Here is a 21928-nt window from a genome sequence, read left to right on the forward strand (position 1 = left end):
GCCCATCCGTGAGCGCTGAAGGCACTCTATCGTCCGCCCGTCACACATCCACAAGCAAGGCCAATGAGTTACAGGGTTCACACACTTGAGCGATGATCCTGTGATCCCGCACGCCCAAGTGCTGCTTGCTTTCGGCCAGTTGACCCGTCACTGGCTCTGCGGCTGCGCCGCGCTGCCGGTGTCCAGGGTGGGTCCCTTCGGGATGAACGTCGCCCAGGACTGCGGCACGACCGCGGGGTTGGACACCTTCTCGTAGCCCAGCCGTGTGCGCGCCTTGTCCGTTTCGCTCGTCCCGTCCGATGAGGAGCTCGCATCTTGCGACGAGGAGGAGGAGGAGGAGGACGATGACGAGCCGGCGCCGCTGCCCTGTGCTGCGCTGTCGTTGTTCGACGGCAGCGAGTAACGCAGGCCGGTGTCCGTCAGCAGATACGTCGCGCCGCCGCCCTGCGCCGTCCCCGTGACCTCCTGGAAGAGGAGCCCCGAGCCGGACGAGACGTAGGCGCTCAGGGATTCGGAAATGACCTTCTTGGGGTAGGTCGTCCCAGCCCAGGCGGCCAGTTGCGGCTTCCTGTCCTCGCCGATGGTGCCGTTGTAGACACTGCACGAGGTGGTGCGGGCCTCCTCGGTCGCCGTCGCCGCGGGGTTCGCCTGCCGGGGAACGGTCTGGGGCCAGCCCTTGTCGGCGTAGAAGCTCTCCGCCTGGCCTCCGTTGGCGGCGATGATGTCCGGGGTGTCGACACGGATGTCGCTGATCGGGTCGGTCCCGTACGCCAGCTTCGCGGAGGGCGCGCTCTTGAGCAGGTTGGCCACGAAGGGCGTGATCTCGGCAACCCGGTCCCGCAGGACGACGTAGTACTGAGTGCCCTGCGCGTCCTGCGCCTTGAGCACCCGCCCCACCGTCCGCGCCTCCTGCGGGAGCCCGGACACCCTGGTCGGCTGCCCGGCGGAGGGGACCTCCGGGAAGGTGATGACGCCGCCTTCGTTGAGGGTGTGCAGCCACTGCTGGCTCACCGGCTGTGGCTTGGCCGTGGTGCCGATGACGGCGGCGCGCAGCTGCTCCATGGTGGTGCTGTCGAGGCCCGTGGGTCCGCCCAGCAGGAAGGCGTTGCCCTTGCCGTCGACCAGGTACTCCCGTGAGGTCTTGGGGTCGATGACGTACAGGGCCTCGCGGGCGTCGACCTTTCCGTCGCCGCTCAGCGCCTTGGCGTCGTCGGCGTCGAGGACGAAGACGGCACGGTCGATGGCGTCGTTCGAACCGGGCGCCGGCCGTTCGCACACCGCCCAGGTCTTCGGCTTCTCCGCATCCGCCTCGGCGGGCAGTCGGTCGGGCGCGTACGGGATGCCGAGGGTCGCGCCGTGCGGGATGCCGCTCTTGTCGATCTCCTTGCCGGAAACCTCGATGACGCTGCCCTTGCCCTTGTCCAGAAGGAGCTTGGCCGAGGCGTAGTTGAGGACGGGGTGGAGTGTCGGGATCTCCTTGCCGTTCGTCGCCTTGTCCTTGAGGACGACGTAACGCGTCGTGGAGTCGCTGTCGACGATGATGTACTCACCGGGCGTGTCCCAGCCCGCCGGCGCCGACGGCTTGATCACGCCCCAGGCGATGAAGCCGACCACCAGCACGACGCCCAGCGCGAGGCTGGGCATCACCGTCTGCATGGCACGCGGCGCGCCTTCGTCGGATCCGCCCGGCGATGGCGCCAGGAACGCCGCGACGGTGCGCTTGCGAGCGAACGTATAGGCGGCGAGCTCGTCCCGACGCTTTGCCATGGTCCCCAGGTCTCCCGTTGTGTGACGCTCGATCGTGCTTGATTGTGCTCGATGCGCTCGGTGCGCTCGGTGCGCTCGGTGCGCTCGATGCGCTCGATGCCCCAGTGCATTCGATGCCCTCGATGCGCTCGATGGATTTCGATGCGCTCGATGACTTCGATGTGCTCTGTGCTCTGTGCTCTGTGCTCGATGTGCTCGACGTAGCTCGAAGCCGCTTCCGCCGAGCAGGCCCTTACTATGCCCTGTGCCGCGAGGCGACGAGCCATCAGGTGTCCTGCGGGCCCCGCATCTTCACAGAGCCTCACCGCCGTGCCCCACCATCCGGGGCCCGTCCGTGAAAGGCTGGCCACCTGGGGTTTCGGTGTCCCCGGTGTCCCCCCATGCGCGGCAGCGGGTACCGTGAGCCACTCGCATGGATGTTGTGGGCCATCGGTGCCCCTGGCCCGTCGCCGGGACCTCCGACGGAGGATCTCCGGCCGACGAACGGCCACTACTTCGCGAAAGGGATGTCCCGGGGGATGAGCAGCGCTACGAGCACTCGGCGCGGAGCCCGCGCACAGCAGCAACAGGACGGTCCGGGCCGCAGACGCGGGCCGGCTGCGGTCCCCGCCGCCGCGTCGCCGCGCCTGCTGCCCAACCCGGGCGGTATGGGGCCGCTGCGGCTGCAGCAGCTCATCCTGGTGGAGCTCGCGGCGGCCGTCATGCTGGTCGCCTGGGCCGCGGACGCGTCCTGGCTGCTGGCCCCGGCCGGCGGGGTGGCGGCGCTGCTGCTGCTCCTGGCGGTCCTGCGCCGGGGTCGCCGCCCGCTGCCCGAGTGGTACGAGACGACGCGCGCGCTCAGGCGCCGTCAGCGCGAGGCCAAGACGCCCGTACCGCCGGGGACGGACCCGATGCTCGCCCCCACCGTCGAGTGCGACCCGGCCCTGCGGACCTACCGCTTCGTGTCCCGTGACGATCGCTCGATCGGCATGATCGGCGACGGGACCTTCCTGACCGCCGTGCTCTTCGTGCAGCCGGCGGACCAGCCGCTGCGTCCGGAGTCCGCCGGACGGCAGCTGCCGCTGCACCTGGTCCAGGAGGCGCTGGAGGTCGACGGGATCCGCCTGGCGTCCGCACAGGTCGTGCAGCACACCCAACCGGCGCCCGCGCCGCATCTGCCCCAGCAGTCGGTCGCCGCGCGGTCGTACGGCCCCCTCCAGGCGCAGACGGGCTCGCCCGCGCTCCGGCTCACCTGGGTCGCCCTCAAGCTCGACCCGGAACTGTGCCCGGAGGCGGTTCAGGCCCGCGGAGACGGCGTTCCCGGGGCGCAGCGTGCGCTGCTGCGGGTGGCGGACCAACTGGCGAGCCGGCTGGCCGGGGCCGGCTTCCGGGCGACCATCCTGGACGAGAACGAGCTGGTGCAGGCGCTCGCGACGTCCAGCTGCCTGAACCCGCGGGCCAACGCGCAGCACGCCCAGGACGGTCGGTCGCCCCAGCGGCGTACGGTCGAGTCGGTGCGGAGCTGGCGGGTCGACGACCGCTGGCACACGACGTACTGGCTCTCGCGCTGGCCGCAGTTGGGCAGCGGTGGTGTGGCGCTGCCCGAACTGATCACGCGGTTCACCTCGCTTCCCGTGCTCGCCACGACGTTCAGTGTGACGCTGGGCAAGGCCGGCAGCCGCGGCGTCTCGCTGACCGGGCATCTACGCGTCACCGCCCGTGGCGACAGTGAACTCGCCCAGGTGGCACGCGAGTTGGAGCGGGCCGCCAGTGCCGCGAAGGTGGGTCTGGTCCGCCTCGACCGGGAGCAGGTCCCGGGAGCCCTCGCCACTTTGCCGCTCGGAGGTACGTACTGATGTCCCACCCCGTAACGGCCACGGACCCGCGGCAGCACGGCCGGACCTCCGGACGCACGCCGGCGCACGTCGCCTCGCCCACCGACACCGGAATGATCCCCATCATCCGGCAGCCGGAGACACCGCAGCAGCAACGGCGCATCTTCAGCCCGGGTTTCGGGCTGCGCGGCCCGCGCCGCAACCGCCATGTCGTCACCGTCGACGAGCTCGCGGCCATCAGCATGCCGATCGGCGACGACGGCGTGATCATCGGTACCGACCCGGAGTCGCAGCCGGCCGTGCTCGGCCTGTCCCGTCCCACCCCCTTCGACGTCGTGCTCGTGGGCGGACTCTGGCTCGCCCAGGTGCTGGCGTTGCGCGCCGCCGCGACGGGGGCGCGGGTGGGCGTCGAGACGGGCCGTCCGCAGGCCTGGCAGCAGTTGGCCCAGGTCGCGGGTGGCGGCCAGCAGTGTGTGACGGTCTATCCGGTGGGACGGGTGCCCGCTCAGGGCCCGTCCGTCTCCAGCCCGGTGGTGTTGATCCGGGACTGTGGTGTCCGTCCGCCCCGCGGGCGGGTCACCTCGCTGCCGTGGCAGGCCGTGGTGACGGTGCTGCCGTTCGTCGGTGAGCACGCACCGCGTTGGTTGGCCCAGGCCCAACTGGTCGGCATTCAGCGCATCTCGCCCCAGGAGACCGAGATCGTGCGCGACACCCTGGGCATCCCGGACGAGCATCTTCAGCTCCTGCCCACCCTTTACGACGGTGTCGCCCTGTGGTGCACCCGCAAGCACCGCAAGTTCGTCATGACCGAGCCCACCGACGCGGAGACGGGCCTGCTCGGCGTGGCCCGCCGTATGGACTGACGCGTCGTCCGGAGCGTCGAGTGACGCGTCATCCGATGCCCGTGCGGGGCGACGCGTCAGCCGATGCCCGTGCAACGCGTCGCCCGACGCCCGTACGACGCCTCGCCCGACGCCCGTACGACGCGTTCGTCCCACGCCCGTGCGATGCGTTCGTCCCACGCCCCGTGCAACGCCTCGCCCGACGCCCGTACGACGCCTCGCCCGACGCCCGTACGACGCCTCGCCCGACGCCCGTGCGACGCGTTCGTCCCACGCCCGTGCGACGCGTTCGTCCGACGCCCGTACGATGCGTTCGTCCCACGCCCCGTGCGATGCGTTCGTCCCACGCCCCGTGCAACGCCTCGCCCGACGCCCGTACGACGCCTCGCCCGACGCCCGTGCGATGCGTTCGTCCGACGCCCCGTGCAACGCCTTGCCCGACACCCGTGCGATGCGTTCGTCCGACGCCCCGTGCAACGCCTTGCCCGACACCCGTGCGATGCGTTCGTCCCACGCCCCGTGCAACGCCTCGCCCGACGCCCGTACGAACGCCTTGCCCGACGCCCGTGCGACGCGTTCGTCCGACGCCCGTGCGACGCGTTCGTCCGACGCCCGTACGATGCGTTCGTCCCACGCCCCGTGCAACGCCTCGCCCGACGCCCGTACGACGCCTCGCCCGACGCCCGTGCGATGCGTTCGTCCGACGCCTGTGCGACCGTCGTCTGACGCCTCGTCGTCCCGGAAGCACGGTGCGACCGGTCACGTCGACAGTCACTTTTCCGTACCGCGACCCGAGTGATTAGTCTCTTCTGGTGATGCGGTGACGATCGCAGCCGCGTGGGAATCGCCACTCGGTCCGCCCGGCCGCGACGACGACCAACTCAGCAGCAGCGGCTGACCAGGAGGCAAGCAGTGAACAGCGATCGGTCCGAGTACAACGGCGCCAGCCCGTCCTCGGACGGGGACGATCAAGAGGTGGACCTCACCGGCGAGTTCGAAATCGTCTACACACCTCCCGCCTGGTACGCCGAAAGCACACAGGGTGGTTCCGCGGCCGGCGGACAGCGCGACGCCGGGCCGGCCTCGCCGCCTCCGCCACCCGGTCCGCCCGTCGGTTCGCCCGTCGGTCCCCCGGTCGGTCCGCCCACCGGACCGCCGGGTGGCCCCGCCCCCCAGGCTCCCGCGCCGGCGCAGCCGTACGCCCAGGGCGCACCGCAGCAGCCCGCGCAGGGCGCGCCCCCCGCGAGCCGGAACAGCACGGGTGGCTACGGCTTTCCGCAGCAGCAGCCCGCTGCGAGCACCCCTCCTGTGCCGACGGGCGCGGCGACGCCCGGCGGGTACGGCTACCCCCAGCAGACGGGAGCGGGCGCATCCCAGCCGGGCCAGAACCCGTCAGGCGGCTACGGACAGCCTCAGCCTCAAGCGTCGGCCCAGCCGCAGCAGTCCGCCCAGCCGCAGCAGCCCGCCCAGCCGCAGCAGCCCGTGCAGCCGCAAGCACCCGCCCAACCGCCCGCGCCCGGCTTCCCCGTGCTGCGGCCCGTCGACGAGGACGCCCAGGCCGAGGAGCCCCAGGCCGCCGCCCCGGCAGCGGGCGCCCCTCAACAGCCCGCCGGCGCGCAGTCGACGCCCGAGCAGCCGGTGGCGGAACTCAACCATGCCGCGGCCGACGCCGAGGCGGCGAGGCTGTTCGGCGGAGCCGACGACGACGAGAAGCCGGAGGAGGAGCCGAGCGGCGAGGCCGAGTCGGGTGACTCCGCCGGATCCGGAGTGTCCGGTGCGGAGGGCGCCGGGACGGCGGACGTCCGTTCCGCGTCGGAGTCCGCCGCGCCGACCGAAGCCGAGGCCGCGTCAGCGACCGGGGAGGCAGAGCCGGAAGGCGATGCGGAGACGGAGCCGGCGCCCGCCGCACCCGCACCCGCAGCGCAGGGGCAGCAGCCGCAGGCGGCGCCCGCCGCGCAGGTCCCCGCCGCGCCCCAGGCCGGCCAGGAGCTTCCTCCGCTGCCCCAGGGCTACGTACCCGCGCACCCCGTTCAGGGGGCACCGCAGCAGGCAGGGCAGCCGGACCAGCAGGCCGCGGCAGCAGCCGCACAGGCCGCCGGATACGGCTACCCGCAGCCGGGGCCCGGGCAGCCCGGGCACCCGATGCCTCCGCAGGGCGCGTTCGGCCCGGCCCAACCTGCCGGGTACCCGGCCCAGCCTCCCGCGTACCCGGCGCAGGCTCCCGGATACCCGGCGCAGAGCGGACAGCCCGCGCCGGTGGACCCGCGGCAGGCACCGCAGCCCCCGCAGCCGCAGCCGCAGCCGCAGCCGCAGGCCGCCGGGTACGGCTACCCGCAGCCGCCCGCCCAGCCGCTCCCGCAGCAGCCCGGACCGGTCGGTTACGGTTATCCGCCCCCGCCGCCCGGCTACGGCTACCCGCACCCCGCCCAGCCGCAGCAGCCCGCGGCCCAGCAACCGGCTCCGGCCCAGCAGCAGCCCCCGGCCCAGCCACTGCCGCAGCAGCAGGCGCAGCAGCAGCCCGCCGCTCCGCCCGCCGCCTACGGCAACCAGGGCTGGACCGCCCCGGTCGGCCCCCAGGCGGGCCCCGGCGCTCCCCAGCCGCAGGCCGCGCCCGGCACCCCGCTCGGCTACAACGCGGCCGTGGAGCTGTCCTCCGACCGGCTGCTGCGCCACCAGCCCAAGGCCCGCAAGAACAACACGGGCCCGTCCCGCTTCAAGCTCGGCGGCAAGAAGGAGGAGGCCGAGCGGCAGCGGAAGCTGGAGCTGATCCGTACGCCGGTGATGTCCTGCTACCGGATCGCGGTGATCAGCCTCAAGGGCGGCGTCGGCAAGACCACCACGACCATGTCGCTCGGCGCGACGCTCGCCACCGAGCGTCAGGACAAGATCCTGGCGATCGACGCCAACCCGGACGCCGGCACCCTCGGCCGACGGGTGCGGCGCGAGACCGGCGCCACCATCCGCGACCTGGTTCAGGAGATCCCGCGGCTGAACAGCTACATGGACATTCGCCGCTTCACCTCGCAGGCGCCGTCCGGGCTGGAGATCATCGCCAACGACGTGGACCCGGCGGTCTCCACCACCTTCAACGACCAGGACTACCGTGCCGCGCTCGACGTGCTGGGCCGGCAGTACCCGATCATCCTCACGGACTCGGGTACCGGTCTGCTCTACAGCGCGATGCGCGGAGTCCTGGACCTCGCCGACCAGTTGATCATCATCTCCACCCCCTCGGTGGACGGCGCGAGCAGCGCCTCGACGACGCTCGACTGGCTGTCGGCGAACGGCTTCGCCGATCTGGTCCAGCGGTCGGTCACCGTGATCTCCGGTGTCCGCGAGACGGGCAAGATGATCAAGGTGGAGGACATCGTCGCGCACTTCGAGACCCGCTGCCGCGGTGTCGTCGTGATCCCCTTCGACGAGCACCTCGCGGCAGGCGCCGAGGTGGACCTCGACATGATGCGTCCCAAGACCCGCGAGGCCTACTTCGACCTCGCCGCCCTCGTCGCCGAGGACATCGCCCGTACGCAGCAGGGCTTCGGCAACCCCAACCTGCACTTCCAGCAGCCCCCGCAGGGATACGCGGCCCCGCAGCAGCCCCAGCAGCCCTACGGCCGGCCCGGCGGTGCCCCGCAGCCGGGGCAGGGGTGGCAGCAGGTCCCGCAGCAGCCCGGACCCGGGCAGGGCTGGCAGCAGCAGCCCGCGCCGGGCCAGAGCTGGCAGCAGCAGCCGGCCCCGGCGCAGAACCCGCAGCAGGACCAGCCCCAGCAAGGGCCCGTACCGCCCGGCTGGACGCAGCAGTAGCGAACCGCGGACATGGTCAGAGGGCCGGCACCTTCACGGTGCCGGCCCTCTGTGGTCCGCTGCGTGGTCCGCCCCTTGGCTCGCCACTTGGCTCGCTACTTGGCTCGCTACTTGAGGTCGAACTCCCCGTCGCGCGCCCCGAGTACGAACGCCCGCCACTCCGCCGCGGTGTAGCGGAGCACCGTGTCGGGGTCCGCGGAGTTGCGCATCGCGACGGCGCCGCCCGGCAGGTACGCGATCTCCACCCGTTCGTCCTGGGGACCTTCAGGGGAGCCGACCCACTCGACGCCGCTGATGTCCATGGCGTACAGCTCTTCTTTCTCCTGCTCGGTCGCCACCGGGTCCACTCCGTTCCACCGACCTTACGGACGAAGGGGATTCTACAACTGGCTTGCGGCGGGGGGTTTCAAGCGGTTTCCGAGCGAAGGACGCGGCCGTCGGCCGTTGTTCAGGCGTGGTCTCCCGCCGCCGCGATCAGTTCACGGCAGCGCTTGACGTCCTCCGCCATCTGCTCCAGCAACCCGTCCAGCGAGTCGAACCTGGCCTGTCCGCGGACGAACGCCAGGAAGTCGACGGCGACGTGCAGCCCGTACAGATCCAGTCCCACCCGATCGATGGCGTACGCCTCCACGGTGCGCTCGGTGCCGTCGAACTGGGGGTTGGTCCCGACGGAGATCGCGGCCGGCATCGCCTCCCCCTCGACCAGCAGCCAGCCGGCGTAGACGCCGTCGGCCGGGATCGCGGTGTGCGGGAGCGTCTCGACGTTGGCGGTGGGGAAGCCGAGGTCACGGCCGCGCTGGGCACCCCGTACCACCACGCCCTCCACCCGGTGCGGGCGCCCGAGGATCTCGCGCGCGCCCTCGACGTCACCCTCGGCGATCAGCCGACGGGTCAGGGTGGAGGAGAAGGGCTCGCCGCCGCCCGCCTCCCCGGTCACGTAGAGATCCACCACCTCGACCTCGAAGTCGTAGGTCTTGCCCTGCTCGGCCAGGAACTCCACGTTGCCGGCGGCCTTGTGCCCGAAGCGGAAGTTCGGGCCTTCGACGACGGCCTTGGCGTGCAGCTTGTCCACCAGCACCTTGACCACGAAGTCGGCGGGCGAGAGCCGGGAGAACTCGGTGGTGAAGGGCAGGACGAGGACCGCGTCCACGCCCAGTTCGGCGCACAGTTCGGCGCGGCGGTGGTGCGGGGCGAGCAGCGGTGGGTGGCTGCCGGGGCGCACGACCTCGCTGGGGTGCGGGTCGAAGGTCACGACGACCGAGGGGACGCCCAGCTCACGGGCGCGCTCCACGGTATGCCGGATGATCAGCTGGTGACCGCGGTGGACTCCGTCGTACGAGCCGATGGTGACGACGCTGCGCCCCCAGTCCTCGGGGATGTCCTCCAAGCCACGCCAGCGCTGCACTGTGACCGCTCCTCGTCGAACCTGTGTCCGTCTGTCTCTGCCTTGTACGCAGGTCTAAGGGTGCCATGCCGGGACGCCTCGGCCCGCATCGGCATGGAGGCTGTGACGGGGGGCACGTCGTATCGGGGGCGTCCGGCGGCGGACACCGCCGTGCGGGCCGTCCGGACCGTCCGGACCGTCCGGACCGTTCGAGCCGTGAGGCACCGGCCGGACCGGTCGTGCGGTGAACGCGCCCCCTTCCGCTCCCTCGGTTCACTCCGAGCGCCTGCTCGCCGGGGTGAATGGATACGAATGGATGGATACACCTCTGTGAGGGGGAACCGAGGGGGGACCGTGGAGCGGCGGCCGGTATCGCGCGATCGCCGCTCCACGGGCAGACAGGGCGTGCGTCAGCCGTGCGTCAGGCGAACACGGCCAGGCTCTTCGCCTTGCCCCGCTGGGCCTCCACGAGCGCCAGCAACCGGCTCTCCGGGCCGAAGACGGCGACGGGGCCGGCGCCCGCGTACTCGTCGGGCATCTCCAGCCGTACGCCGTTGGTGAGCAGCCGGGCCCGCTTGGCGTCCACGTCCCAGCGCGGGAAGGCGGCCGCGGCGGCCTCGGCGATCGGCATCACGGTCAGCTCCTGCTGGAGCTGCTCCAGGGTGTGGGCCGCGTCCAGCTTGTACGGCCCCACCCGGGTGCGGCGCAGTGCGGTGAGGTGGCCGCCGACGCCCAGGTCCTCGCCCAGGTCGCGGGCGAGGGCCCGGATGTAGGTGCCGGACGAGCAGACCACGGACACCAGCAGGTCGAGCACCGGGGTGCCGTCCTCGGCGACGGCGTCCCGGACGTCGTACACCGCGAACGACGAGACGGTGACCGGCCGGGCCGGGATGTCGAATTCCTCGCCGTCCCGGGCCCGCTTGTACGACCGTACGCCGTTGATCTTGATGGCGCTGACCTTGGACGGCACCTGCATGATGTGGCCGGTCAGCTTGGCGATCCCGGCGTCGATGGCGTCCCGGGTGACCTTGGAGGCGTCGACGGAGGAGGTGATCTCCCCCTCGGCGTCGTCCGTGATCGTCGTCTGCCCGAGGCGGACGGTGCCCACGTACTCCTTCTCGGTCAGCGCGAGGTGACCGAGAAGCTTGGTGGCCTTCTCCAGGCCCAGGACGAGGACGCCGGTGGCCATCGGGTCGAGGGTGCCGGCGTGGCCGACGCGACGCGTCCTGGCGATGCCGCGCATCTTGGCGACGACGTCGTGCGAAGTGAAGCCCGACGGCTTGTCGACGATGACGAGGCCGTCGGGCGTGGTGTGCTGCTGGGTCATTCGGTGGTGTCGTCCGTCTCGTCGTCGGAGCCGGGCTTCCGGTACGGGTCGGCGTCACCCGCGTACGACTTGCCCGTGGCCGCCTCGCGCACCTGCGCGTCGGACTGCCGCGCCTTGTCGAGCAGGTCCTCGATGGTCCGGGCGGTGTCCGGGAGGGCGTCCGCGACGAAGGTGAGGGTCGGGGTGAACTTCACGCCGGCGGCGCGTCCGACCTCGGAGCGCAGGATGCCCTTGGCGCTCTCCAGGCCGGCCGCGGCGGCCTTCCGCTCCTCGTCGTCCCCGTACACGGTGTAGAAGACGGTCGCCTCCCGCAGATCGCCCGTCACCCGGGTGTCCGTGATGGTGACGTGCGAGCCGAGCCGCGGGTCCTTGATCCCGCGCTGCAGCTTCTGGGCCACCACCTCTCGGATGAGGTCCGCCAGCCTTTTAGCCCGCGCGTTGTCGGCCACTGGTCCGTCTCCCTGTCTTTCCTGTCTGTGTTCTTCGGTCGGTCGTCAGTCGTCGTCGCCGTGGAGTCGCCGTCTGACGGACAGCAGCTCCACCTCGGGGCGCCCGGCGACCAGCCGCTCGCACCGGTCCAGTACGTCGGTCAGGTGCCCCGCGTCGCCGGAGACCGCGGCGAGCCCGATGATGGCCCGCCGGTAGAGATCCATGTGGTCCACCTCGGCGGCGCTCACCGCGTACTTGCGCTGGAGCTCGGCGACGATCGGGCGGACGACGGAGCGCTTCTCCTTCAGCGACCGTACGTCGCCGAGGAGGAGGTCGAAGGACAGGGTCCCCACGTACATGTGTGTCCGGATGACCCGCCGGTACGGGATCGGTGGCCCTGCCGTCGGTATGGGCAGGGACACGAAAACCGTACAACGAACCCTGCGGGCCACTCGACGGGATTGTTCTCGCCCCGCCGCCCCTACCCGTTCCCGTCCTCCAGGGGCTGCCGCCCCTTCGACCCCGCCAGGGGCTACCGCCCCTGGAACCCAGGCCCCCGCGGGCCGTGCCCAACCGACCGCACCGGAGCTACCGCCCCTGGAACCCAGGCCCCCGCGGGCCGTGCCCAACCGACCGCACCGGGGCTACCGCCCCTGGAACCCGGCGGGGACTACGTCCCCTGCACCCCTCGCGGGGCTCCGGCCAAGCACCCCGCTTGGGCTACGCCCCAGACCCCGTTTCCGGGGACCGGCCCCCGAACCCCCGCTCCGCAGACGCCGGAGGGGCTGATTTGTCAGCCCGTCCGGCGTTTGCGGACGAGGCCGTTCAGGGCGAAAAGGGTCGGGGGGCGCAGCCCCCAGGGACGGGACGGGTAGGGGCTGCGGGGGCGCAAACCCCTCGTCGGGGACCGCCGCGGTCCCGGCAGACGGCCGCCGGCCGACGGAACAGTTCGTCCCGTCGGCCGGCAGGCAGCCGTCGGCCTTACGCCCGCGGCTTCTCGCGCAGCTCGTACGTCGCGATGACGTCGTCCACCTTGATGTCGTTGAAGTTGCCGAGGTTGATACCGCCCTCGAACCCTTCGCGGATCTCGGTGACGTCGTCCTTGAAGCGACGCAGGCCCTCGATGGTGAGGTTCTCCGCGACCACCTTGCCGTCGCGGATGAGGCGCGCCTTGGCGTTCCTCCTGACCTCGCCGGACCGGATGAGGACACCCGCGATGTTGCCCAGCTTGGACGACTTGAAGACCTCGCGGATCTCCGCCGTACCGAGCTCGACCTCCTCGAACTCCGGCTTGAGCATGCCCTTGAGGGCCGCCTCGATCTCCTCGATCGCCTGGTAGATGACCGAGTAGTACCGGACGTCCACACCCTCGCGCTCGGCCATCTGCGCCGCACGGCCCGCCGCGCGCACGTTGAAGCCGATCACGATGGCGTCGGAGCCCATCGCCAGGTCGATGTCCGACTCCGTGACCGCACCGACGCCGCGGTGCAGCACCCGGATGTCGACCTCCTCGCCGACGTCGAGCTGGAGCAGGGAGGACTCGAGGGCCTCGACGGAACCAGAAGCGTCGCCCTTGATGATCAGGTTCAGCTGCTGGACCTCGCCGGCCTTCAGCACCTTGTCCAGGTCCTCCAGCGAGACGCGGCGCGTGCGCTTGGCGAAGGCCGCGTTGCGCTCGCGGGCGGCGCGCTTCTCCGCGATCTGGCGGGCCGTACGGTCCTCGTCGACCACGATGAAGTTGTCGCCGGCACCCGGGACGTTGGTCAGACCCAGGACCTGGACCGGCATGGACGGCCCGGCCTCCTGCACGTTCTGACCGCTGTCGTCGAGCATCGCCCGCACGCGGCCGTACGCGTCGCCGACCACCATCGTGTCGCCGACCCGCAGCGTGCCGCGCTGGACGAGGACCGTCGCCACGGCGCCACGGCCGCGGTCGAGACGGGACTCGATCGCGATGCCCTGGGCGTCCTGGTTCGGGTTGGCCCGAAGGTCCAGGGTGGCGTCGGCGGTCAGGATGACCGCCTCCAGCAGGCTGTCGATGTGCAGGCCCTGCTTGGCGGAGATGTCGACGAACATGGTGTCGCCGCCGTACTCCTCGGCCACCAGGCCGTACTCGGTGAGCTGACCGCGCACCTTGGTCGGGTCCGCGCCCTCGACGTCGATCTTGTTGACCGCGACCACGATCGGCACGTCGGCCGCCTTGGCGTGGTTCAGGGCCTCGACCGTCTGGGGCATCACACCGTCGTTGGCCGCCACCACGAGGATCGCGATGTCGGTCGACTTGGCACCGCGGGCACGCATGGCGGTGAACGCCTCGTGACCCGGGGTGTCGATGAAGGTGATCGCCCGGTCCTCGCCGTTGACCTCGGTCGTGACCTGGTAGGCACCGATGTGCTGGGTGATGCCACCGGCCTCGCCCGCGATGACGTTCGTCTTGCGGATGGCGTCGAGCAGGCGGGTCTTACCGTGGTCGACGTGACCCATGACGGTCACCACCGGCGGACGGACGACCAGGTCCTCCTCGGAGCCCTCGTCCTCACCGAACTCGATGTCGAAGGACTCGAGGAGCTCGCGGTCCTCCTCCTCCGGGCTGACGATCTGGACGTTGTAGTTCATCTCGCCGGCCAGGAGCTGCAGCGTCTCGTCGGAGACGGACTGCGTGGCCGTGACCATCTCGCCGAGGTTCATCATGACCGCGACGAGGGACGCCGGGTTGGCGTTGATCTTCTCCGCGAAGTCGGTGAGCGACGCGCCACGGGAGAGACGGATGGTCTCGCCGTTGCCGCGCGGCAGCATCACGCCGCCGACGGACGGCGCCTGCATCGCCTCGTACTCCTGACGACGCTGCCGCTTCGACTTGCGGCCACGACGCGCCGGACCACCGGGACGACCGAAGGCGCCCTGCGTGCCACCACGGCCACCGGGACCACCCGGACGACCGCCGAAGCCGGGACGGCCACCGCCGCCACCGCCGAAGCCGCCGCCACCACCGGGAGCACCGGCACCGGGACGACCGGCGAAGCCGCCGCCACCCGGACGACCGCCTCCACCGGGACGACCGGCGAAGCCGCCGCCGCCCGGACGAGCGCCGCCACCGGGACGACCGGCACCGGCGGGACCACGACCGCCGCCGCCGGGGCCCGGACGCGGGCCGGCAGCGGGACGCTGCGGCATCATGCCCGGGTTCGGGCGCGGACCGGCGGGGCCGCCGCCGGGACGCGGACCGCCCTGCGGACGCGGCATCGAGCCCGGGGTCGGGCGCGGACCGCCCGGAGCCTGCGGACGCGGGCCGCCGGAAGCCTGCGGACGGGGACCGCCAGGGGCGGCCTGCGGACGCGGGGCACCCGGAGCGCCGGGACCACCCGGACGCGGGCCCTGCGGACGGGGCGCCTGCGGGCGCGCCATGCCGGTGGAGCCACCGGAGGTGAAGGGGTTGTTGCCCGGACGGGGACCGGCCGGACGGGCACCCGGACGTGCGCCGGAACCACCCGGACGCGGGGCGCCGGGACGCGCACCCTGGGCACCGCCCTGGCCCTGGCCGGACGCGGCCGGACGTGCGCCGGGCTTGGGCGCACCGGGACGGGCACTCGGGCGCGGCGGGGTGGGGGCGGCCGGAGCCGACGGGGGTGCCGTGAACTCGGGGGCACCCGGGGCGGGGGACGCCGGGGCGGGCCGCGGCGCGGGCTTCGGGCCCGGCGTCGGGCGCGGACCCGGGGCCGGAGCCGCGGGCTTCTCGGCGGCCGGGGGCTTGGGGGCCGCCGGACGCGGGGCAGCCGGCCGTGCGGCCTGCGCCGGGGAGGGCGCGGCCGGCTTCGCCGGGGCGGCCTTGCGGGGGGCGGCGGACTTGCCGCCACCGCCGTTGCCCTGCTGCAAGGCGTCGGTCAGCTTGCGTACTACGGGCGCTTCGATGGTCGAAGACGCCGAACGGACGAATTCACCGAGTTCCTGGAGCTTGGCCATGACGACCTTGCTCTCGACACCGAACTCCTTGGCGAGTTCGTAGACCCGGACCTTAGCCACTTCGCTCCTTTGAGGTCCGGGTTGAAGCCGGACCGTCGCTAGTTCATGGGCGTACTCATCGCGTACTCATCGAGTGCTCATCGCAATCTCGACCTGCTTTCGACTCGCGAGGTACCAGGACCGCACGCGGTTCCGTGCGGCACGTCTTACGGTGTTGTCTGCCCAGCTGGGTGCTGCTGACAACTTTCTTCCTGCTCGACGTACTGGCGCAACGCCTTTGTGTCGAGCGGACCCGGGACGCGGAGCGCCCGCGGGAACGCCCGACGGCGCACCGCCAGGTCGAAACAGGACAGTGCGGGGTGCACGTACGCACCCCGGCCGGGCAGCGTACCGCGAGGATCGGGGACGCAGGCGTCCTCGACCGCCACGGTGCGCAGCAGTTCGATCTTGGCCGCTCGCTCCCGACACCCCACACAGGTGCGTTCAGGGCATACTCGGGCGTGCGTCCGGCCAGACACGGATAAGTCTACCTCCCCGCACCGACCTCACCCCTTTGGGGCAAGAATCGAACAGCTGCTGCATATGAATCTGTCGTGATCTCAGCGACGCGCGGCCGGGATCTATTCCCCGCCGGGGTCGCACGGCTTCCCCGCCGAGGTCACACGCTTCCCCGACGCGGTCGCACGGCTCAGGCCTGCGGCTCGGCAGGCTGTTCGGTGTCCGGCCGGATGTCGATCCGCCAGCCGGTCAGCCGTGCCGCCAGACGGGCGTTCTGCCCCTCCTTGCCGATCGCCAGCGACAGCTGGTAGTCGGGGACCGTCACGCGCGCGGAGCGGGCCGCGAGATCCACGACCTCCACCTTGGAGACCCGGGCCGGGGAGAGGGCGTTCGCCACCATCTCGGCGGGGTCGTCCGACCAGTCGACGATGTCGATCTTCTCACCGTTCAGCTCGCCCATGACGTTGCGCACACGGCCGCCCATGGGGCCGATACAGGCACCCTTGGCGTTCAGGCCCGAACGGGTGGATCGCACCGCGATCTTCGTACGGTGACCGGCCTCACGGGCGATCGCCGCGATCTCCACGGAGCCGTCGGCGATCTCCGGCACCTCGAGCGCGAACAGCTTCTTCACCAGATTGGGGTGGGTGCGCGAAAGAGTGACGGACGGACCGCGCACACCCTTCGCCACCCGGACGACGTACGACCGGATGCGCTTGCCGTGCTCGTACGTCTCCCCCGGCACCTGCTCCTGCACCGGCAGGATGGCCTCCAGCTTGCCGATGTCCACCAGCACGTTCTTCGGGTCGCGGCCCTGCTGGACCACACCGGTGACGATGTCGCCCTCGCGGCCCGCGTACTCGCCGAGCGTCGCGTCGTCCTCGGCGTCGCGCAGACGCTGCAGGATGACCTGCTTGGCGGTGGTGGCGGCGATGCGGCCGAAGCCCGACGGGGTGTCGTCGAACTCGCGCGGCTCCTGCCCCTCCGAGAGGTCCTCGGGGTCCTCCTTCGCCCACACGGTCACATGGCCGGTCTCCCGGTTGAGCTCCACGCGCGCGTGGCGGCGGCTTCCCTCGGTGCGGTGGTAGGCGATGAGGAGGGCCGCCTCGATCGCCTCGACCAGCAGGTCGAAGGAGATCTCCTTCTCCCGCACCAAGCCCCGCAGGGCACTCATGTCGATGTCCACGGCTACGCCTCCTCCTCTTCCTTCATGTCCCTCGTGTCCTTGCGGTTGAACTCGACCTGCACCCGCGCCTTGGCGATGTCCGGGAAGGCGAGTCTGCGGGTGGTGGCCTTGCGGCCCTTCACACCGGGCACCTCGAGGTCGACGCCGTCGTCGTCGACCTGCTGAATCCTGGCGACCAGTTCGCCGCCCTCGGCCAGCTGGAACCTCACCAGCCGGCCCAGGGCCCGTACGTAGTGCCGGTGTTCACTGAGGAGGCGCTCCGCGCCCGGGGTTCCGACCTCGAGGGTGTACTCCCCCTCGCCCATCGCGTCCGTCTCGTCGAGCTTCGCCGAGAGCGCGCGGCTCACATCGGCGATCTGGTCCAGGTCGGCACCGGTGTCGGAGTCGACGACGACGCGCAGCACACGCTTGCGCCCGACGGAGTCCACCGCGATCTCCTCGAGATCGAGCCCCTGGGAAGTGACGAGCGGTTCCAGCAGTTCTCGCAGCCTCTCGCTCTGGGTGGTGCTCATCCGGGTGACTCCTCGGCCGCGTGTGCTGTTGTGGGTTGGTCGCTGTCAGGTCAAAGGGTATCCGGTCCCGGAGGGTGATGCGGTCCACCTGGCTCGCCGCCGGGTCCGGGCTGCGATCGCCCGAGCCGACGCCGAGCACGGCAGCAACGCGCCTGGGTCGGGGCGCGAGTGCCACGCGCGCGTCGGGACGTTCCGCCCGGCCGACGAGCAGTACCCACACACCGCAGGCGACGGGGATCCACCAGCCGGGGCGGGTCGCCACGACGAACCTAAGCCGGAAGGGCGCGCGGACGGAGGCCCGGGCCGGGCGCACGAGAGCGTACGGCGGCCCGGCCGGCCGCCGGCGCCAAGCGCGCGTGCACGCTGTCGGCCGAGCCGATGGCAGGCACGGGCCGGGCGCGCGGGTACGGTGATCATCGGGTTCCCGCCCATACGTTGGGGTCCCGCCCATCCGTTCGTACCGAAGTCTCCGAGGACGGTCTGCCGTGCCCCTCCCCCCGCCTCCGCGCGCCGCGCTGCGCAGAAGGAGCCTGTTCGCCTCGGCCGCGGGTGCCGCGCTGCTGGCGGGCTGCTCCGGAGCCTCCGATCCGAGCGCCACGGGCGGCAGCCCGGCGGCGGACGACCGGGCACGCGCGCGTGCGGCCCGGGACAGCGAGGCACTGGCGGCGCGGTACGCGGCGGTCATCGCCGCCCATCCGGACCTGGCGGCACGGCTGGTGCCGCTGCGGGCGGAGGTCGTCCGGCACGCACAGGCGTTCGGCGGCGGGACCGGCCCCTCGGCGTCGCCCGCCGCCGGCTCGACATCGACAGGCCTGTCCGCTCTCCCCTCGGCTTCCGGGTCCCCCTCGGCCTCCGCGTCCCCCTCGACCTCCGCCTCCACCGTGCCGGCGGACGCCAAGTCCGCGCTGGCCGACCTGGCCGCGGCCGAGCGCGCCCTGGCCGACCGGCGCGGCAGGGCGTTGCTGGAGGTGCCGGGCGAGCTGGCGCGGCTGATGGCGTCCGTGGCCGCGGCCGGGGCCGCGCACGCGTACCTGCTGACGGAGGGCGGAAAGTGAGCACGAGCAGCACCGGCACACCGACGGCCGCCAGTGGCGAGCTGACCGCCCTGCGGGCCGCCCTGCGCGCCGAGCACGCCGCCGTCTACGGCTACGGCGTCGTCGGCGGCCGCATCCAGCAGGCGCGGCGCGAGGAGGCGCGGGCCGCCTACGACGCCCACCGCGCCCGGCGGGACGAACTGGCCCGGGCGGTACGGGACCTGGGCGGCACACCGGACGCCGCCGCGGCCGCGTACGCGCTGCCGTTCCCGGTGCCCGACTCCGCCGCCGCCGTGCGGCTGGCCGCGGAGCTGGAGGAGCGGATGGCCGGGGTCTACGCGGATCTCGTGCGCGCCTCGACGGGTACACGGCGCGGCTTCGCCGCCGGGGCGCTGCGGGAAGCGGCGGTGCGGGCGGTGCGCTGGAGCGGCGAGAGCGTAGCCTTCCCTGGTCTCGCCGAGCGGGCGGCGGCCGGCCCCACCGCGTCGGCGACACCGCGGACCTGACGCGTACGCGCTCGGCCGTACGCGTGCGAAGCCGACCTGGAAGGGAACAACTCGCGCATGGCTTTCGAACCGCCGCAGCGCCTGGTGAGGGCGCTCGGCGAGACGCAGCGGGACGGTGGCGCCGACTGGCTGGGCAGGCTCCCGGAGCTGGCCCGGCGGGCCGTCGGTCTACGCGAGTTGACCGTGGAGCGGGTGCAGGCGCCGGGTGGCCGCAGCAGCCTGGTGCTGCTGGTGCGGCGGGCCGACGGGACGCCCGCCGTGCTGAAGCTGGTACCCCCGTGGGCCCGGCCGGGCAGCGAGCGGGCCGCGCTCACCCACTGGGACGGCTTCGGGGCGGTACGGCTCCTGGACGCGGACGCCCCGGACGCCGGGGAGGGCGTGCTGCTGCTGGAGCGCCTGCACCCGGAGATGTCCGTGCGCTCGCTGCCGGAGGCGAAGGCCCTGCTGGAGGCGGCCGGCACGCTGCGGCGGCTGTGGGTCGAGCCGCCCGCCGGACACTCCTTCGAGACGGTGGCCGCGCGCACGGAGCGGCAGGCCGAGGCGATGCTGAGGAGCGCGGAGACGGACCCGGAGGCCGCGCCACTGGTCGAGGCGGCGCTGGCGGCCCGTGCGGAGCTGCTCGCCGCCCCGCCCGAGGAGCGGCTGCTGCACGGCACCCTCCGGCAGAGCAAGATCCTCGCCGGGGAGCGGATGCCGTGGCTGGCGGTGGGCCCGGACCCGGTGGTCGGCGAGTGCGCCTTCGATCTGGCCCGGCTGGTGCGCGACCGGGTGGAGGACCTGATCGCGGCGCCCTCCGGGGCTGCCATCACCCGCCGCCGGGTGAAGCGGCTCGCGGAGTCCCTGGACCTGGACCAGGAGCGGCTGCGCGGCTGGACGCTGTTCCGGGCGGTGGAGTCGGGGGTGCGGGCACGCCGGGTGGGCCGCCCGGGGGATGCTGAGCTGCTGCTGGAGTTCGCGAGCTGGCTCTAGTCCTTCGTCCCCGGCCGATCCGCAGGGCCGGCAACGCCTGCGGCACGCGGTGAGGCCACTGCGTGACACAGGCGTCATGGCCCGTTGTACGGATCAGGCGGTGAGGCGGGCGATCGCCTCGTCCACCGTCAGCTCCTCGCGCTCGCCCGTCCTGCGGTCCTTCAGCTCGACCACGCCCTCACCCGCGCGCCGCCCTGCCACCAGGATCTGCGGTACGCCGATCAGCTCGGCGTCGGTGAACTTCACGCCCGGCGAGACACCGGCCCGGTCGTCCACCAGGACGCGGACACCGGCCGCCGCCAGCTTCTCGGAGACGTCCAGCGCGACCTCGGTCTGCAGCGCCTTGCCGGCGGCCACCACGTGCACGTCGGCCGGGGCGACCTCCTTGGGCCAGCACAGGCCCTGCTCGTCGGCGGTCTGCTCGGCGAGCGCGGCGACCGCTCGGGAGACACCGATGCCGTAGGAACCCATGGTGACGCGGACCGGCTTGCCGTTCTGGCCGAGGACGTCGAGCTTGAGGGCGTCGGTGTACTTGCGGCCGAGCTGGAAGATGTGGCCGATCTCGATGGCGCGGTCCAGCTTGAGCGGGGTGCCGCACTTCGGGCAGGGGTCGCCCTCCTGCACCACCACGACGTCCACGTACTCGTCGACCTGGAAGTCGCGGCCGGCGACCACGTTCTTCGCGTGGGTCTGCTCCTTGTTGGCGCCCGTGATCCACGCGGTGCCCGGTGCCACGCGCGGGTCGGCGATGTAGCGGACCTTCTCCAGGCCCTGCGGGCCGACGTAGCCGCGGACCAGGTCGGGACGCTCGGTGAAGTCCGCCTCGGTGACCAGTTCGACGGCGGCCGGGGCGAAGTGCGCCTCGACCTTGTCCATGTCGACCTCGCGGTCGCCGGGGACGCCGACGGCGACGATCTCGCCGCCGACCTTCACCAGGAGGTTCTTCAGGGTGGCGGAGGCCGGGACGCCGAGGAAGGCGGCGAGGGTCTCGATCGTGGGGGTGTCCGGGGTGGGGATCTCCTCGGCGGCCGGGACGCCGGAGGCGTCGACGGGCTTCAGCTCGTAGGTGATCGCCTCGGTGTTGGCTGCGAAGTCGCAGTTCGGGCAGTCCGCGAAGGTGTCCTCGCCGGCGGCGGCCGGGGCGAGGAACTCCTCGGACTTGGAGCCGCCCATCGCGCCCGCGGTCGCGGCGACGATCCGGTAGTCGAGGCCGAGGCGCTCGAAGACGCGCTGGTAGGCCTGGCGGTGCAGGGCGTAGGACCGGGCGAGGCCCTCGTCCTCCAGGTCGAAGGAGTACGAGTCCTTCATCAGGAACTCACGGCCGCGCAGGATGCCCGCGCGGGGCCGCGCCTCGTCCCGGAACTTGGTCTGGATCTGGTAGAGGATCACCGGCAGGTCCTTGTAGGAGGACGCCTGGTCCTTCACCAGCAGGGTGAAGATCTCCTCGTGGGTGGGACCGAGCAGGTAGTCGCCGCCCTTGCGGTCCTTCAGGCGGAACAGCTCGGCGCCGTACTCGTCCCAGCGGCCCGTCGCCTCGTACGGCTCGCGCGGCAGCAGCGCGGGGAGCAGCACCTCCTGCGCGCCGATCGCGTCCATCTCCTCGCGGACGATCCGCTCCACGTTGGCGAGGACCTTCTTGCCGAGCGGCAGCCAGGTCCACACACCGGCGGCGGTGCGGCGCACGTAGCCCGCGCGGACCAGCAGCTTGTGGCTGAGGACCTCGGCGTCGGCCGGGTCGTCGCGCAACGTCTTCGCCATCAACTGGGACATGCGCTGGACCGGTGCGTTGGCCATGGTTCTCGTACTCCTGCCGATGGGGGTCCCCCCGCTCGAGCGAGCCGAGAGTGGGGGAGGGTGATGGCTAGGAGGTTAGCCGGGCTTGCCGTGCCGGTGGAA

General features: G+C 72.3%; 18 protein-coding genes. 7 read left to right on the plus strand and 11 right to left on the minus strand.

The genetic code is table 11. From position 1 onward, the window contains the following. Positions 1–147: 147 nt before the first annotated feature. Positions 148–1767 (minus strand): type VII secretion protein EccB, encoded by a 1620-nt coding sequence (gene eccB, locus ACFYZJ_RS21355; protein WP_388570393.1) that lies wholly within the window; start codon positions 1765–1767, stop codon positions 148–150. A gap of 38 nt (positions 1768–1805) precedes the next feature. Here eccB and ACFYZJ_RS21360 point away from each other — a divergent pair, with 38 nt between their 5' ends. From ACFYZJ_RS21360 to ACFYZJ_RS21375, 4 genes are all read left to right on the plus strand, one after another. Further along, complete coding sequence (locus tag ACFYZJ_RS21360; RefSeq protein ID WP_388570395.1) at positions 1806–2105, plus strand: hypothetical protein; 300 nt, start codon at positions 1806–1808, stop codon at positions 2103–2105. 180 nt (positions 2106–2285) lie between these two features. Beyond that, positions 2286–3602 carry a type VII secretion protein EccE gene (eccE, locus tag ACFYZJ_RS21365; protein ID WP_388570396.1) on the plus strand — a complete coding sequence of 439 codons (1317 nt, stop codon included), beginning with the start codon at positions 2286–2288 and terminating at the stop codon, positions 3600–3602. Beyond that, positions 3602–4444, plus strand: coding sequence for a hypothetical protein (locus tag ACFYZJ_RS21370; protein ID WP_388570398.1), 843 nt, complete (start codon positions 3602–3604; stop codon positions 4442–4444). Before eccE ends, ACFYZJ_RS21370 begins: the two co-directional genes overlap by 1 nt. A gap of 891 nt (positions 4445–5335) precedes the next feature. Beyond that, a complete protein-coding gene (locus ACFYZJ_RS21375) occupies positions 5336–8227 on the plus strand; it encodes an SCO5717 family growth-regulating ATPase (RefSeq protein ID WP_388570399.1) in 2892 nt (963 codons plus the stop codon). A gap of 107 nt (positions 8228–8334) precedes the next feature. Here ACFYZJ_RS21375 and ACFYZJ_RS21380 read toward each other — a convergent pair whose 3' ends face one another. The 9 genes from ACFYZJ_RS21380 to rimP form a co-directional block, all read right to left on the minus strand. Next, the gene (locus ACFYZJ_RS21380) at positions 8335–8565 is read right to left on the minus strand and encodes a DUF397 domain-containing protein (protein ID WP_388570400.1); all 231 of its coding nucleotides are present in this window, start codon (positions 8563–8565) and stop codon (positions 8335–8337) included. A gap of 110 nt (positions 8566–8675) precedes the next feature. Beyond that, entirely contained in the window at positions 8676–9632 is a 957-nt protein-coding gene (locus tag ACFYZJ_RS21385; RefSeq protein ID WP_388570402.1) for a bifunctional riboflavin kinase/FAD synthetase, read from the minus strand. 400 nt (positions 9633–10032) lie between these two features. Continuing rightward, positions 10033–10938: a tRNA pseudouridine(55) synthase TruB gene (gene truB, locus ACFYZJ_RS21390; RefSeq protein ID WP_388570403.1), complete on the minus strand. Its 906-nt coding sequence runs from the start codon at positions 10936–10938 to the stop codon at positions 10033–10035. After that, positions 10935–11387: a 30S ribosome-binding factor RbfA gene (gene rbfA, locus ACFYZJ_RS21395; RefSeq protein ID WP_388570405.1), complete on the minus strand. Its 453-nt coding sequence runs from the start codon at positions 11385–11387 to the stop codon at positions 10935–10937. The genes truB and rbfA overlap by 4 nt, the downstream gene beginning before the upstream one ends. Before the next feature lie 45 nt (positions 11388–11432). Continuing rightward, positions 11433–11726 carry a DUF503 domain-containing protein gene (locus ACFYZJ_RS21400; RefSeq protein WP_388570407.1) on the minus strand — a complete coding sequence of 98 codons (294 nt, stop codon included), beginning with the start codon at positions 11724–11726 and terminating at the stop codon, positions 11433–11435. A gap of 622 nt (positions 11727–12348) precedes the next feature. Next, on the minus strand, positions 12349–15387 hold the full coding sequence (infB, locus tag ACFYZJ_RS21405; RefSeq protein WP_388570408.1) for a translation initiation factor IF-2: 3039 nt from the start codon (positions 15385–15387) through the stop codon (positions 12349–12351). A gap of 146 nt (positions 15388–15533) precedes the next feature. Beyond that, on the minus strand, positions 15534–15845 hold the full coding sequence (locus tag ACFYZJ_RS21410; protein ID WP_388570410.1) for a YlxR family protein: 312 nt from the start codon (positions 15843–15845) through the stop codon (positions 15534–15536). A 170-nt stretch (positions 15846–16015) separates the two neighbouring features. After that, positions 16016–17011 carry a transcription termination factor NusA gene (nusA, locus tag ACFYZJ_RS21415; RefSeq protein WP_388570411.1) on the minus strand — a complete coding sequence of 332 codons (996 nt, stop codon included), beginning with the start codon at positions 17009–17011 and terminating at the stop codon, positions 16016–16018. A 2-nt stretch (positions 17012–17013) separates the two neighbouring features. After that, positions 17014–17523: a ribosome maturation factor RimP gene (gene rimP, locus ACFYZJ_RS21420; protein WP_388570413.1), complete on the minus strand. Its 510-nt coding sequence runs from the start codon at positions 17521–17523 to the stop codon at positions 17014–17016. A 485-nt stretch (positions 17524–18008) separates the two neighbouring features. Here rimP and ACFYZJ_RS21425 point away from each other — a divergent pair, with 485 nt between their 5' ends. From ACFYZJ_RS21425 to ACFYZJ_RS21435, 3 genes are read left to right on the plus strand one after another with little or no spacing between them, the layout of a single operon-like run. Beyond that, positions 18009–18578 carry a hypothetical protein gene (locus ACFYZJ_RS21425; protein ID WP_388570415.1) on the plus strand — a complete coding sequence of 190 codons (570 nt, stop codon included), beginning with the start codon at positions 18009–18011 and terminating at the stop codon, positions 18576–18578. Continuing rightward, positions 18575–19063 (plus strand): ferritin-like domain-containing protein, encoded by a 489-nt coding sequence (locus ACFYZJ_RS21430; RefSeq protein ID WP_388570416.1) that lies wholly within the window; start codon positions 18575–18577, stop codon positions 19061–19063. The genes ACFYZJ_RS21425 and ACFYZJ_RS21430 overlap by 4 nt, the downstream gene beginning before the upstream one ends. Positions 19064–19120: 57 nt before the next feature. Continuing rightward, positions 19121–20032, plus strand: coding sequence for an aminoglycoside phosphotransferase family protein (locus ACFYZJ_RS21435; RefSeq protein WP_388570418.1), 912 nt, complete (start codon positions 19121–19123; stop codon positions 20030–20032). Between the two features lie 93 nt (positions 20033–20125). Here the strand turns inward: ACFYZJ_RS21435 and ACFYZJ_RS21440 are convergent, their stop codons facing one another. Continuing rightward, complete coding sequence (locus tag ACFYZJ_RS21440; RefSeq protein WP_388570419.1) at positions 20126–21826, minus strand: proline--tRNA ligase; 1701 nt, start codon at positions 21824–21826, stop codon at positions 20126–20128. Positions 21827–21928 lie beyond the last annotated feature (102 nt).

Origin of the sequence: Streptomyces sp. NPDC001848 (assembly GCF_042891915.1) — a bacterium.
GTDB lineage: Bacteria > Actinomycetota > Actinomycetes > Streptomycetales > Streptomycetaceae > Streptomyces.